The sequence below is a fragment of the Pseudomonas sp. PL-6 genome (assembly GCF_054110165.1).
The window spans coordinates 634,479-647,928 of record NZ_CM134189.1 but is presented as its reverse complement, the minus strand read 5'-3'; the positions used below and the strand labels follow the sequence as shown (position 1 = coordinate 647,928).

General features: G+C 66.5%; 11 protein-coding genes. 2 read left to right on the top strand and 9 right to left on the bottom strand.

The genetic code is table 11. The features are described from left to right. Nucleotides 1-34: 34 nt before the first annotated feature. On the top strand, nt 35-1,519 hold the full coding sequence (locus ACW9UL_RS02870) for a TolC family protein (protein ID WP_457788783.1): 1,485 nt from the start codon (nt 35-37) through the stop codon (nt 1,517-1,519). Nucleotides 1,520-1,523: 4 nt separating this feature from the next. On the opposite strand, the gene ACW9UL_RS02865 is transcribed toward ACW9UL_RS02870, so the two are convergent. From ACW9UL_RS02865 to ACW9UL_RS02855, 3 genes are all read right to left on the bottom strand, one after another. Beyond that, nucleotides 1,524-2,630, bottom strand: a complete 1,107-nt coding sequence (locus ACW9UL_RS02865) for an SO2930 family diheme c-type cytochrome (protein WP_457788782.1) — start codon at nt 2,628-2,630, stop codon at nt 1,524-1,526. After that, nucleotides 2,627-3,871, bottom strand: a complete 1,245-nt coding sequence (locus ACW9UL_RS02860; RefSeq protein WP_457788781.1) for a parallel beta-helix domain-containing protein — start codon at nt 3,869-3,871, stop codon at nt 2,627-2,629. The genes ACW9UL_RS02865 and ACW9UL_RS02860 overlap by 4 nt, the downstream gene beginning before the upstream one ends. Before the next feature lie 151 nt (nt 3,872-4,022). Further along, nucleotides 4,023-6,311 (bottom strand): YgiQ family radical SAM protein, encoded by a 2,289-nt coding sequence (locus ACW9UL_RS02855; RefSeq protein ID WP_457788780.1) that lies wholly within the window; start codon nt 6,309-6,311, stop codon nt 4,023-4,025. A 202-nt stretch (nt 6,312-6,513) separates the two neighbouring features. On the opposite strand from ACW9UL_RS02855, the gene ACW9UL_RS02850 reads away from it, so the two are divergent. Next, nucleotides 6,514-8,397, top strand: a complete 1,884-nt coding sequence (locus ACW9UL_RS02850; RefSeq protein WP_457788779.1) for a diguanylate cyclase domain-containing protein — start codon at nt 6,514-6,516, stop codon at nt 8,395-8,397. A 3-nt stretch (nt 8,398-8,400) separates the two neighbouring features. Here ACW9UL_RS02850 and alr read toward each other — a convergent pair whose 3' ends face one another. The 6 genes from alr to rpsF form a co-directional block, all read right to left on the bottom strand. Further along, a complete protein-coding gene (alr, locus tag ACW9UL_RS02845) occupies nt 8,401-9,477 on the bottom strand; it encodes an alanine racemase (protein ID WP_457788778.1) in 1,077 nt (358 codons plus the stop codon). Between the two features lie 124 nt (nt 9,478-9,601). Beyond that, the gene (gene dnaB, locus ACW9UL_RS02840) at nt 9,602-10,996 is read right to left on the bottom strand and encodes a replicative DNA helicase (RefSeq protein ID WP_021442794.1); all 1,395 of its coding nucleotides are present in this window, start codon (nt 10,994-10,996) and stop codon (nt 9,602-9,604) included. A gap of 117 nt (nt 10,997-11,113) precedes the next feature. Next, nucleotides 11,114-11,560, bottom strand: coding sequence for a 50S ribosomal protein L9 (rplI, locus tag ACW9UL_RS02835; RefSeq protein ID WP_021442793.1), 447 nt, complete (start codon nt 11,558-11,560; stop codon nt 11,114-11,116). A 21-nt stretch (nt 11,561-11,581) separates the two neighbouring features. Beyond that, the gene (locus tag ACW9UL_RS02830) at nt 11,582-12,475 is read right to left on the bottom strand and encodes a YybS family protein (protein ID WP_021442792.1); all 894 of its coding nucleotides are present in this window, start codon (nt 12,473-12,475) and stop codon (nt 11,582-11,584) included. Between the two features lie 36 nt (nt 12,476-12,511). Further along, nucleotides 12,512-12,742 (bottom strand): 30S ribosomal protein S18, encoded by a 231-nt coding sequence (gene rpsR / locus ACW9UL_RS02825; RefSeq protein ID WP_003246847.1) that lies wholly within the window; start codon nt 12,740-12,742, stop codon nt 12,512-12,514. A 28-nt stretch (nt 12,743-12,770) separates the two neighbouring features. Next, entirely contained in the window at nt 12,771-13,193 is a 423-nt protein-coding gene (rpsF, locus tag ACW9UL_RS02820) for a 30S ribosomal protein S6 (protein WP_003246846.1), read from the bottom strand. Between the last annotated feature and the right edge of the window lie 257 nt (nt 13,194-13,450).

Sequence of the window (13,450 nt, the reverse complement as noted above, 5' to 3'; positions counted from 1 at the left end):
TGAGTCGGTGCCGTAACAAGGGGGCGGCCCAAGGATGAAGAAGAGCCACACACTATTCGCGGTCAGCCTGCTGAGCCTGGCCATCAGCGGTTGCGCAGTGACCAGCCAGCCCATCGAACGCAGTGCCAGCGAGCAGCGGGCGCAGAGCGACCTACAGGCCATGTTCGCCGATCAGGAGCCGCTCAGCGGCCCACTGACCCTGCACGAGGCCATGGCCCGCGCGGTGAAGTACAACCTCGAGGCGCGCCTGAAGCTGATGGAAGAAGCCATGGCCCAGCGCCAGGTCGACCTGGCCAGCTTCGACATGCTGCCGCGCATGGCGCTGTCGGCCGGTTATGCCGGGCGCAGCAACGTCAGCGCCTCCAGCAGCCAGAGCGTCGAGACCGGTACCCAGTCGCTGGAACCCTCCACCTCGCAGGATCGCGACCGCGGCGTCGCCGATCTGACCATGGTGTGGAACGTGCTGGACTTCGGCGTCAGCTACGTCAGCGCCAAGCAGCAGGGCGACCAGCGCCTGATCGTGCAGGAGCGCCGGCGCAAGGTGGTGCACACCATCATCCAGGACGTGCGCTCCGCCTACTGGCGCGCCGTGGCCGCTGACCGCCTGCTGAGTCAGATCGACAGCCTCATGACCCGCGTGGCCCAGGCCCGCGACAACAGCCAGCGCCTGAGCGAGCAGCGCATCGGCGATCCGATCCAGGCACTGAGCTACCAGCGCGCCCTGATCGAGGCCACCCGCCAGCTGGAGGAGCAGCGCCGCGCGCTGTCGCTGGCCAAGACCGAACTGGCCACCCTGATCAACCTGCCCCTGGGCACCGAGGTCGAACTGGCCCCCGATGCCGGCTATCAGGTGCCGGAGCTCAAGGTCGAGTTCGACCTGCTCGAGCAGGAGGCCCTGGCCAGCCGCCCCGAGCTGCGCGAACAGGACTACCAGGCACGCATCAGCGCCGCGGAAACGCGCAAGGCCATGCTGCGCCTGCTGCCGGGCCTGGAGTTCTCCGCCGGCGGCCACTACGACAGCAACTCCTTCCTGGTCAACCAGAGCTGGGCCGACTATGGCGTCAAGGTCACCTGGAACCTGTTCAACGTGCTCTCCGCGCCGGCTGCCATCGACGTGGCCAAGGCCGGTCAGGACGTGGCCGATGCCCGCCGCCAGGCGATGTCGATGGCCATCCTGGCGCAACTGCATGTGGCCAACGCCAATTTCCGCGAGGCCCAGCGCCAGTTCCAGACCAGCCAGCAGTTGGCCGGCCTGGACGGGCAGATCGTCGAGCAGTTGCGCAACCGCTACCAGGCTCAGGGCATCGGCGAGCTGGAGCTGATCCAGGGCGAGCTCAACACCCTGCAGGCCGACCTGCGCCGCGACCTGGCCTATGCCGAATTGCGCAACAGCTATGGTCAGCTGTTCGCCAGCGTCGGCCTCGACCCGCTGCCGGAGAGCATCGCCTCCGACCGCATCGAGGATATCGCCGCGGCCCTGGCCAGCCGCGAGGCGCAGTGGCAGGCCGGCCAGCTGTAGCGGTTCAGCATTCGCCGTCCAGGCTGGCGATCCAACGGTCGATCAGCTCCAGCCCCTCGCGATGGGCGCTGGAGCGGCCTAGCTCGGGCATCATGATGCTGGGGTCGGTGCTGTGCAGGCGAAAACTCAGCACCGATTTCTCCGGCGCACCGGGGTGGATATCCACCAGGCGGTCGCCGGAGCCCTTGCCCGCCGCCACCGGTTGCTTGCACAGGCCATAGGCGATGCCCAGCGGTGTATCCGGGTCGAGATAGAGCCCGGAGGTGCGCCCCGGCCCCTTGCGGTTGTGGCAGTGCGCGCAGTTGGCGTCCAGATAGCTGCGCGCCTGCGCCTGCACCCCCTCCCCCGTACGCGGCTTGCCCCACAGGGCGTTTTGCGGCACCTCGGCCAGATCGCGCGGCAGCCCCTGCAACAGGCCCGCGGCCTGCCAGCGCTGCAACTGGTTGGCCAGCCCCTCGGCGTAGGCGAAATCCTTGTTCAACTGGCGCGCCTTCGGCCCCAGCGGCGCCACGCCCTTGCCTGCCTGCTCCTCGTGGCAGCCGGCGCACTGATTGGCGTCCGGCACCTGGTAGTCGACCGCCAGCACCTCGCCGCGCTCGTCATGCAGCTGCAGATCGAAGCTGGCGCCGGCCCAGTCCAGGGTCGCCTCGCGCTGGGCGGCGTCCCACACATAGGGCAGCGCCACCCAGCCCTGCTCCTGGCGCAGCAGGATGCGCGTCTCGATCAGCCGCACCCGCTTCAGCTCGACCGCCTCGGCGCCCTGCTGCTCGCTGCGCAGCAGACGGCCCTGGGTGTCGCGCGGGTAGTAGAAGGTCTTGCTCAGCACGGTGCCGACGGGATAGTCGAAGCGCGCCTCGGCGTACTGCGCCTGGCTGCCCGCGGGCATCCAGAGGGTGCGCAGCTTGTGCGCGTAGTCGGTGAACAGCGGCGTATTGAGGTCGTAGGGCAGCACGCCGGCGGCCGGCTGCAGCCGGCCGTCGCGTTGCTCCAATACGCCCCAGGCGCTGAGTCGCTCGGGATAGTCCTCGCCGCTGGGCAGGTGCAGCGGAGCCCGCTGCTGCTCGCAGGCACCGAGCAGCAGTGCGGCGATCACCAGCCAGCCACGCATCATGCGTCCTCGCCCGCCTCGGCCAGCGCCGCCTGCAACTCCACCGCCGGCAGGCGCGGCAGTTCGCAGCGGTGCGGCGCCATGTCGGTGCTGATGTTGCTGTAGCCGCCAGGGCCATCGACGTTGACGATGCCGGCCTCGCCATTGTCGATGCAGATCGCCAGCTGGGCCGGCAGCTTGCCGTCCACCAGCTTGTCCGGGTTGACGTAGCCGTCCCAGAGGATGTCGGGCAGGCGACCGTTGAGGCCGAACTTGGCCAGCTTCAGCGCCTTCAGCTCGAGGTTGTCCGGGCTGTCGCCGCCGGGGCCGAAGCGGTTGCCGTGGATATGGATGGCTTCCGGATAGGGATCGAAATCCGCCTCGGTGGAGAGGTCGCTGTAGCCGGTGCTGAAGTAGCTGCTGACGATGACGTTGGCGGTGCGGTGCTCGCCGATGTCGTTGTCGAAAATCTCCACCTGGTCGTTGGAGTTGATCACCACCCCCGAGCCGGCCGGGATGCTCGCCACCGGCGTGCCCTTGTGCCCGAAGTTCTTGTGGTTGTTGCCCTCGACCCTGTTGCGGTAGACCCGCGTGGTGTGTCCCGGCTGCGGCAGGTTGGGCATGTTGAACACCAGGATGCCGCCGGTATTGCCGGTGGCGAGGTTGTCATGGACGTCGGCGCCGATGGTGTTCTCGATCTCGATGCCGGCGACGTTGCGCTCGGCACGGCTGTTGCGCACCACCACGTTGCGCGACTGACCGACGTAGATGCCGGCGTCCGAGGCGCCGATGGCCACCACGCCGTCGACCAGCACGTTCTCGGTCTGCACCGGGTAGATGCCGTAGGCGCCGTTCTCGGTGGCCGGGCCGTTGGTCCACTCGGTGCGTACGCGGCGGATGATGATGTTCCGGCCGCCGACCACCTTGAGCGCGTCGCCCTTGCTGTCCTCCAGGGCCAGGTCCTCGATGGTGAAGTCCGAGGCGTTCACCAGCAGCCCCTCGGCGCCGGACTTCTGCCCCTTGAAGTTGAGGATGGTGCGATCCATGCCGGCGCCGCGCAGGGTCACGCCGCTGACCTTGAGGCTCAAGCCGCGATCGAGCTGAAAGGTACCGGCGGGAATCTCGATCACCTCGCCCGGCTTGGCCTTGATCAGCCGGGTCTGCAGCTGCTTCTGGAAGTCCAGATCGGCCGCGGGCGGCGGCGACTCGCTGCAGGCGGCGAGCAGCAGGGACAGGGCGAGCAGGGATGGCGCGGCGCTACGCATGGCGGACTCCGGTGTTGTTCTTATATTTTGGAACTATAGTTCCAAATAGAGCGCAAACCAAGTCGGTCGCGGGGCAGGAGCGGCTTTAGCCGCGAATCCAGACCCCAGGCAGCAGATAGGACAACGCCAGCACGAGGCTGGCGTTGCGATGCTAGCGCGGCGCTACCGGGCGCGGCTTCTTCTTGCCGCCGCCCGCGGCCTTGCCGCCCTTCTTCTGCTCCTGCAGCTTGGCGAAGGCCGCCGCCTTGGCCTGCTCGCGCTTGTCCCAGGGCTTGCTGCCGTCGCTGGCGCGCGGCGGCAGGCCGTTGTGCTGGGTGAGCATCTTGCCGCCAGCCCCCACCTTCTTGCTGCCGGCCGGCGTCGAGTTCTTGCGCCGCGCGCTGTGGTACTCGTCGACCTGCGGCTGGTGCGCCGGGATCAGCTGGTGCTTGCCGGGACCGATCAGGTCGCTGCGCCCCATGCTGGTCAGCGCCTCGCGCAGCAGCGGCCAGCCCTTGGGGTCGTGGTAGCGCAGGAAGGCCTTGTGCAGGCGGCGCTGCTGCTCGCTCTTGACGATGGTCACGCCGTCGCTCTTGTAGGTGACCTTGCGCAGCGGGTTCTTGCCCGAGTGGTACATGGCGGTGGCGGTGGCCATCGGCGAGGGATAGAAGGCCTGTACCTGGTCGGCGCGGAAACCGTTGCGCTTGAGCCACAGGGCGAGGTTGAGCATGTCCTCGTCGGTGGTGCCCGGGTGCGCGGCGATAAAGTAGGGGATCAGGTACTGCTCCTTGCCCGCCTCCTTCGAGTACTTCTCGAACATCTGCTTGAAGCGGTCGTAGCTGCCGATGCCCGGCTTCATCATCTTGTCCAGCGGGCCACGCTCGGTGTGCTCCGGGGCGATCTTCAGGTAACCGCCGACGTGGTGGGTGACCAGCTCCTTGACGTACTCCGGCGACTCCACGGCCAGGTCGTAGCGCAGGCCGGAGGCGATCAGGATCTTCTTCACCCCGGGCAGGGCGCGGGCCTTGCGGTACAGCTCGATCAACGAGCTGTGGTCGGTATTGAGGTTCTCGCAGATGCCGGGGAACACGCAGGACGGCTTGCGGCAGTGCTTCTCGATCTCCGGGTCCTTGCAGGCGATGCGGTACATGTTGGCGGTCGGCCCGCCGAGGTCGGAGACCACGCCGGTGAAGCCCGGCACCTTGTCGCGCATCTCCTCGATCTCGCGGATGATCGACTCGTGCGAGCGGTTCTGAATGATGCGGCCCTCGTGCTCGGTGATCGAGCAGAAGGTGCAGCCGCCGAAGCAGCCGCGCATGATGTTCACCGAGAAGCGGATCATCTCGTAGGCCGGGATGCGCTCCTTGCCGTAGGCCGGGTGCGGCACGCGCGCATAGGGCATGCCGAACACGTAGTCCATTTCCTCGGTGGTCATGGGGATGGGCGGCGGGTTGAACCAGACGTCCACCTCGCCATGCTTCTGCACCAGGGCGCGGGCGTTGCCCGGGTTGGTCTCCAGGTGCAGCACGCGGTTGGCGTGGGCGTAGAGCACCGGGTCGTTGCGCACCTTCTCGAAGGACGGCAGGCGGATCACCGTCTTGTCGCGGGTCATGCGCGGGCTTTCGAGGATCTGCACCACCTTGGCTTCGTTGGGGTCTTCAACAGGCCCCTTCTCCTGCTCGATGGCGCAGGCGGCGGTGTCCTGGGTGTTGACGTAGGGGTTGATGATCTTGTCGATGCGCCCCGGGCGGTCGATGCGGGTGGAGTCGACCTCGAACCAACCCGCGGGGGTGTCGCGACGGACGAAGGCAGTGCCGCGGATATCGGTGATGGTCTCGATCGACTCGCCGCGCGACAGGCGCTGGGCCACCTCGACCACCGCGCGCTCGGCGTTGCCGTAGAGCAGGATGTCGGCGGTGGCGTCCATCAGGATCGAACGGCGCACCTTGTCCTGCCAGTAGTCGTAGTGGGCGATGCGGCGCAGGGATGCCTCGATGCCGCCGAGCACCACCGGCACATGGCTGAAGGCCTCCTTGCAGCGCTGGCTATAGACCAGGCTGGCGCGATCCGGGCGCTTGCCGGCCAGGCCACCGGGGGTGTAGGCGTCGTCGCTACGGACCTTCTTGTCGGCGGTGTAGCGGTTGATCATCGAGTCCATATTGCCCGCCGCCACGCCGAAGAACAGGTTCGGCTCGCCGAGCTTCATGAAGTCGTCTTTGCTGCGCCAGTCCGGCTGCGCGATGATGCCGACGCGAAAGCCCTGGGCCTCGAGCAGGCGGCCGATGATGGCCATGCCGAACGAGGGATGGTCGACGTAGGCATCACCGGTGACGATGATGATGTCGCAGCTGTCCCAGCCGAGCTGATCCATCTCTTCCCGGCTCATCGGCAGGAAGGGTGCGGGCCCGAAACACTCGGCCCAGTACTTGGGATAGTCGAACAGCGGCTTGGCGGCTTGCATGTTTTTTGATCGATCGGGCTCTCGAAGGGGCGCGGATCATAGCATAAAAAGTGATCAACCCACCCACCCCGGCGGCGCCAAATCTTTTGTGATCACGACCCTGGCCAATGGCTATACTCGGAGCCAGAGACCAAATCCGGCGGCCGCCAGACGGCCCGGCACAAGGGGTAAGCGGGTGGGGCGTTTTCTCTCTCCGGGACTGATGATCCTGATCCTGGCCTGTTGCTGCGGTTGGGCCACTGCCGCGCCCATTACCCTGGACGCCGGCAGCAGCGGCCTGTGGCTCAACGACCGGATCGAACTGCTGGAAGACGTCGGCGGCCAGCTGAGCATAGCCGACATGGCCGATCCCGCCGTGCAGGCGCGCTTCGTGCCCGCCGAGGGCCGCGCCACCGTCGGCCAGAGCCGTAACCCCTGGTGGATCAAGGTCAGCCTGCAGCGCAGCGCCGACGCCCCGCGCCAATGGTGGCTGGAAAACGCCGGCATCACCATCTACCGCCTGCAGCTGTACCTGCCGGACGGCCAGGGCGGCTGGCACGAGCGCCAGACCGGCGACGCCGTGCCCTACGCGGAGGGTCGCGATTACCCCTACCGGCGCATGCTGTTCAAGCTGCCGGAGCTCGGCGAACAGCCCCTGACCCTGTACTTTCGCAGCCTCGACCCCGGCGGCAACTCCTTTCCGCTCAAGGTCTGGCAGCTGTCCGACCTGGAGCAGCAGGCCAGCCGCGAGAACCTCGGCTTCGGCCTGATCTACGGGGTGATCCTCGCCCTGCTGCTGTACAACCTGTTCATCCTCATCGCCCTGCACGACAAGGCCTACCTCTGGTACGTGCTGGCCACCGCCTGCGTGCTGGTGTTCATCCTCAGCATGACCGGCCACGGCTTCCAGTACCTCTGGCCCGGCAGCGCGGTGCCGTTCTGGCTGGATCGCATCACCCTGCCCTCGCTCTGGGGCATCTTCGTCATGCGCTTCACCCAGGAGCTGCTCTACACCAAGCGGGGCCTGCGCTGGCCGCACCAGTTGCTGAATGCCGGCTGCGCGCTGTACGTCGTCGCCATCCTCGTCAATGCCTTCGGCTACCGCGCCGAAGGCGCGCTGATCATTGCCCTGACTCCCATCGTCACCGTGCCCGCCGCGCTGTTCAGCGCCGCCATGCGCGTCTACCAGGGCTTCTTTCCGGCACGCTTCTACCTGCTCGGCTACGGCGCCGTGCTGGCCAGTACCCTGGTGCTGGTGATGCGCGCCGCCGGGCTGATCGAGCCGGGCAACTTCACCGCCTACCTGTTCCCCATTTCGGTGGCGGCCGAGACCATCCTGTTCTCCTTCGCCCTGGCCTACCGCATCCAGATGCTCAAGCAGGAAAAGGCCGAGGCGCTGCAGCAGGCCGACCGCGAGAAGACCGCACGCCTGGCCCAGGTGCAGGCCAGCGCCGACGAGCTGCAGGCCGCGGTAGCCGCGCGCACCGCCGAACTGGCCGCGGCCAACGCGCGCCTGTGCCTGCGCGAACGCGAACTGGAACACGCCGCCTTCCACGATCCGCTGACCGAGCTGCCCAACCGCCGCTACCTGGTCGAGCGCTGCGAATCGGCGCTGGCCCATGCCGAGCGGCACGGCGAAAGCGTAGCGCTGCTGCTGATCGACCTGGATCACTTCAAGCCGATCAACGACCGCTTCGGCCATGCCGCCGGCGACCTGATGCTGCAGGTGATCGCCAAGCGTCTACGCGAACACGTGCGCGCCGGCGATGCCGTGGCGCGCCTGGGTGGCGACGAGTTCGCCGTGCTGATCTGCGGCCAGGACGCAGAAAACCAGGCCCGCGACATCGCCGGGCGCCTGCTGGCCGACCTCTCCGAGCCGGTGCACTACGGCGCCGAGCGCCTGCGGGTGACCATCAGCATCGGCGTGGCGCTCTACCCGCTGCACGCCCGCCACTTCGCCGGGCTGTACAAGGCCGCCGACCAGGCGCTGTATCGGGCCAAGGAACTGGGCCGCTCCGGCTCGCAGGTGCACGGCGAAGGCGGCGAGCTGAGCGAGCAGGCCTGCCTGCAGCTGGATGTGCTCAAGATCCCCAGCGGCCTGGCCTGACCCTCAGCCGATATAACGCCGCGGCACGCGTGCGGTGACCTTGGTCAGCAGCTCGTAGCCGATGGTGCCGCAGGCCTGCGCTACCTCGTCCACCGGCAGGTTCGCCCCCCACAGCTCCACCGGCGAATCGATACCGGCCTCGGGCAAGTCGGTGATATCCACCGTCAGCATGTCCATCGACACCCGGCCGGCCAGCGCCGCACGCCGGCCTTCGACCAGCAGCGGCGTGCCGCTGGGGGCATGGCGCGGATAGCCGTCGGCATAACCGCAGCTGACCGTGGCGATGCGCGAGGGTCGCTCGGCCACCCAGGTCGCGCCGTAGCCGACGCTCTCGCCCACCGCCACCTCGCGCACGGCGATCACCCGCGCGGCCAGGGTCATGGCCGGTTGCAGGCCCAGCTCAGCGGCGCCGAGCTCGGCGAAGGGGCTGGCGCCATAGAGCATGATACCGGGGCGCAGCCAGTCCATATGGGCGGCGGGAATGGTCAGCACCGCTGCCGAATTGGCCAGCGAGCGCTGCTCGAAATCCAGATCGAGCAACTCGAGGAAGCACTCGACCTGCAGCTCGGTGAGCGGGTGGCCGCGCTCGTCGGCGCAGGCGAAGTGGCTGAGCAGGTTGAGCTCGGCCACCTGCGGCGCCGCGCGCAGACGCCCATGCCAGCCGCGCAACTCGGCGGCGGCGAAGCCCAGGCGATGCATGCCGGAGTCCAGCTTGAGCCAGACATTCAGTGGCCGCGACGGCTCGCTGGTGAGCAGCGCGCCGGCCTGCGCCGCGCTCTGCACCACCAGATCCAGGCCGAGCTGGGCGGCGATGGGGTACTCGCTGGCCTCGAAGCAGCCCTCCAGCAACAGGATGCGCGCCTCGCCGTGCATGGCGCGCACCTCGGCGGCCTCCTCCAGGCTGGCCACGGCGAAGCCGTCGGCGACCTCGTGCAGCGCGGTGACCACCTCGCGCACGCCATGCCCGTAGGCGTTGGCCTTGACCACCGCGAAGGCCTGGCGCCCCGGCGCGCAGCGCTTCGCCTGGTGGTAGTTGTGGACGATGGCGGCGAGATCGACGATGGCGGCAAGCGGACGCATGGCAGGGCCTGAACGGAAAACGGGCGCCCATCTTAACCGCTGGGCGCCCGTTTTTATTGATCCAGGCCTTGGCCGCGCGAGGTAGCCCGGATGCAATCCGGGAAATCGGCCCGAGAGCTCCGGCTTATTCGTCGTCGAACTGGTAGCTGCCCGGCGCCAGGTTCTCGAAGCGCGAGTACTTGCCGAGGAAGGCCAGGCGGGCGGTGCCCAGCGGACCGTTACGCTGCTTGCCGATGATGATCTCGGCCACGCCCTTGTACTCGGTCTCCGGGTGGTAGACCTCGTCGCGGTAGACGAACAGGATGATGTCAGCGTCCTGCTCGATCGCGCCGGATTCGCGCAGGTCGGAGTTGATCGGGCGCTTGTTGGGGCGCTGTTCCAGGCCACGGTTGAGCTGCGACAGGGCGATCACCGGGCAGTTGAATTCCTTGGCCAGGCCCTTGAGCGAGCGCGAGATCTCGGAAATCTCGTTGACCCGGCTGTCGCCGCTGGAGCCGGGAATCTGCATCAGCTGCAGGTAGTCGACCATGATCAGGCCGATCTCGCCGTGCTCGCGGGCCAGGCGCCGCGTACGCGCGCGCATCTCGCTCGGCGAAATACCGGCGGTATCGTCGATAAACAGCTTGCGGTCGTTGAGCAGGTTGACCGCGCTGGTCAGCCGCGGCCAGTCGTCGTCGTCGAGCTGACCGGCACGCACCTTGGTCTGGTCGATGCGCCCCAGCGAGGCGAGCATACGAATGACGATGGATTCCGAAGGCATTTCCAGCGAGTAGACCAGAATCGCCTTGTCGCTGCGCATCAGCGCGTTTTCCACCAGGTTCATGGCGAAAGTGGTCTTACCCATCGACGGACGACCGGCGACGATGATCATGTCGGCCGGCTGTAGGCCGCTGGTCAGGTTGTCCAGATCGTCGAAGCCGGTGGACAGGCCGGTGATCGCATCGCCGTTGTTGAACAGCGTGTCGATACGGTCGATGGCCTTGACCAGGATGTCGTTGATGCCCACCGGGCCGCCGGTCTTCGGCCGGTCTTCGGCGATCTCGAAGATCTTGCGCTCGGCCTCGTCGAGGATTTCCTCGCCGGTACGGCCTTCCGGGGCATAGGCGCTGTCGGCGATCTCGTTGCTGATGCCGATCAGTTTGCGCAGCGTGGCGCGCTCGCGAATGATCTGCGCGTAGGCCTTGATGTTGGCCACCGAGGGGGTGTTCTTCGCCAGCTCACCCAGGTAAGCCAGGCCGCCGACCTGAGACAGCTGGCCTTCCTTGTCCAACTGCTCGGACAGGGTGACCACGTCGAAGGGCTGGTTGCGCTCGGCCAGCTTGAAGATGGCGCGGAAAATCAGCCGGTGGTCATGCCGGTAGAAGTCGCCGTCGGACACCCCATCGAGCACCCGCTCCCAGGCGTTGTTGTCCAGCATCAGGCCGCCCAGCACCGCCTGTTCGGCCTCGATCGAGTGCGGCGGCACTTTCAGCGCGGCGGTCTGCAGGTCGTATTGTTCGGGGATGCTGATGTCGTTCATAGGCTCGGGGAAAAAATACGGCGATAGAAAAACAAAGGGCACGGATCGCCGAGGCGATACCGTGCCCGATTGTCAGCAGACCCGCACCGGAGTGCAAGCCCGCCTGGCAGCTGCCGATTAGGCGGCGACCACGACCACCTTGACGGTGGCTTCGACGTCGGTGTGCAGGTGCAGCGCAACGTCGTACTCGCCAACCTGACGAATGGTGCCGTTGGGCAGACGCACTTCTGCCTTGGCCACTTCCACGCCGGAGGCGGTCAGGGCGTCGGCGATGTCGTGGGTGCCGATGGAACCGAACAGCTTGCCTTCATCGCCCGCGGTGGCGGTGATGGTGACTTCCAGCTCGGCCAGCTGAGCGGCGCGAGCTTCGGCAGCAGCCTTCTTCTCGGCAGCGGCTTTTTCCAGCTCGGCGCGGCGGGCTTCGAACGCAGCCACGTTTGCAGCGGTAGCGGCGGTGGCTTTGCCCTGCGGCAGCAGGAAGTTACGGCCGTAACCGGCCTTGACGTTCACTTTGTCGCCCAGGTTGCCCAGATTGGCGATTTTTTCCAGCAGGATGACTTCCATTTGGGTCTTACCTCTTAACTTTTAACCTTCACCGTTCGCGGAGCCCGGGCCGTTCTTGCGCACCAGGCGACCGCGAAAATCAAACAGACTGTCGACGATGGCCAAGACCACCAGTAACGGATAGATCAGCTGCATGAACAGCAACAGCGTGATGTACAGCCCGACCAGCCAGAAGCGGCCGAGCCCACCCTTTTCCACCAGGCCGTGCACCAGGGCGATCCCGGCGAACAGCAGCGGCACGCTGCACAGCGGCGTGAGCATGGCCAGCTGCGGGCCCAGGTTGGGACCGAGCAGCATGCCCGCCAGCAGCAACAACGCCTGCGGCAGTGGCAGCCTCAGCGCGCGGAACTCGCGACCGAAACCACCGGGGTTGTACAACAGCGCCTGCCAGTAACGCCCAAGGATCAGGCTCAGCAAGCTGAGGATCTGCAGCAAGGCCGCCAGCAATCCGGTCAGCACCGGTGCGATCAAGGCCTCGAGACGCGCGCGTTCGTCCACCGACATCTGCTGGTGAACCCCATCGAGCATGGTCGGCAAGAGCTTGTGCAGCTCGCCGGCCATGGCCTCTATGGGTTCGCGGAACACCGCCCCGAGAACCAGGCCATACACCAGGCCCAGCGCCACACTGCACAGCAGTATGCGGTTCCAGGTCCAGCCGGCGCGCAACAACAACGCCAGCCCCAGCGCACCGACCAGCACCAGAGCGGTGCGCGGTTCGCCGAAATACCACCAGGCAATCGCCGGCAGCATGGCCCAGGCCAGGATGCCCAGGGCATCGTTGGCTCCGCGCCGCAGCAGCACCAGGCTGCCAGCGGCGGCACTCAACCAGAACAACAGCGGCATCGCTGCCGATCCCACCACCACCAGGGTGGCCTGCATACGGCCGCGCATGATGAATTCAGCCAGGGCGCGCATGCGATCTATTCCTTAACTTTTGTCGACTATCCGATCTCAGCGGCCGTGGCTGTCGGTGTAGGGCAGCAGGGCCAGGAAGCGGGCGCGCTTGATAGCGGTGGCCAGCTGACGCTGATAACGGGCCTTGGTACCGGTGATACGGCTGGGAACGATCTTGCCGGTTTCCGAGATGTAGGCCTTCAGGGTGTTGAGATCTTTGAAATCGATCTCTTTCACGTCTTCAGCGGTGAAGCGGCAGAATTTACGACGACGGAAGAAACGTGCCATGTGATTGGCTCCTCAATAGATCCGTGGATTACTCGTCAGCGTTGTCGCTGTCGTTGCTGTCGCTGTCATCGCCGTCGTTGGACTCGGCGTTTTCAGGACGTTCACGACGCTCACGGCGCTCACTGCGGTTTTCTTCGGCCTTGAGCATCTCGGACTGACCGGTAACGGCTTCGTCGCGGCGGATGACCAGGTTACGGATCACGGCGTCGTTGTAGCGGAAGTTGTCTTCCAGCTCGGCCAGGGCCTTGCCGGTGCACTCTACGTTGAGCATCACGTAGTGGGCCTTGTGGACGTTGTTGATGGCGTAAGCCAGCTGACGACGGCCCCAGTCTTCCAGGCGGTGAATCTTGCCGCCGTCTTCTTCGATCAGCTTGGTGTAACGCTCGACCATGCCGCCGACTTGCTCGCTCTGGTCCGGGTGAACCAGAAAGATGATTTCGTAATGACGCATAAATGCTCCTTACGGGTTGTAGCCTGCCAACTAAGGTGGTCAGGCAAGGAGTGGGTTTTTCTCGTGATGAGCTTGCCGGGCGGTAGGCGCGAAAAGGCCTGCCGTCGCAGCAAGGGGCGCCATTCTAGAGAAGCCCCCTGCCGCGCGCAAGGCGGACTGGCGATTATTTGAACAGCGGCAGGTTGGGGCTGGGCGCGCAGCCTGAGGCGCGCAGCGCCAAAGCCCAACAGGGAGCGCATAGCGCTCCGCCCGACGGT

Bases quoted from the DNA above. Each gene is read 5' to 3' on its own strand.
- ACW9UL_RS02870 (WP_457788783.1), top strand. From the start codon at position 35: ATGAAGAAGAGCCACACACTATTCGCGGTCAGCCTGCTGAGCCTGGCC.
- ACW9UL_RS02865 (WP_457788782.1), bottom strand. From the start codon at position 2,630: ATGATGCGTGGCTGGCTGGTGATCGCCGCACTGCTGCTCGGTGCCTGC.
- ACW9UL_RS02860 (WP_457788781.1), bottom strand. From the start codon at position 3,871: ATGCGTAGCGCCGCGCCATCCCTGCTCGCCCTGTCCCTGCTGCTCGCC.
- ACW9UL_RS02855 (WP_457788780.1), bottom strand. From the start codon at position 6,311: ATGCAAGCCGCCAAGCCGCTGTTCGACTATCCCAAGTACTGGGCCGAG.
- ACW9UL_RS02850 (WP_457788779.1), top strand. From the start codon at position 6,514: ATGATCCTGATCCTGGCCTGTTGCTGCGGTTGGGCCACTGCCGCGCCC.
- alr (WP_457788778.1), bottom strand. From the start codon at position 9,477: ATGCGTCCGCTTGCCGCCATCGTCGATCTCGCCGCCATCGTCCACAAC.
- dnaB (WP_021442794.1), bottom strand. From the start codon at position 10,996: ATGAACGACATCAGCATCCCCGAACAATACGACCTGCAGACCGCCGCG.
- rplI (WP_021442793.1), bottom strand. From the start codon at position 11,560: ATGGAAGTCATCCTGCTGGAAAAAATCGCCAATCTGGGCAACCTGGGC.
- ACW9UL_RS02830 (WP_021442792.1), bottom strand. From the start codon at position 12,475: ATGCGCGCCCTGGCTGAATTCATCATGCGCGGCCGTATGCAGGCCACC.
- rpsR (WP_003246847.1), bottom strand. From the start codon at position 12,742: ATGGCACGTTTCTTCCGTCGTCGTAAATTCTGCCGCTTCACCGCTGAA.
- rpsF (WP_003246846.1), bottom strand. From the start codon at position 13,193: ATGCGTCATTACGAAATCATCTTTCTGGTTCACCCGGACCAGAGCGAG.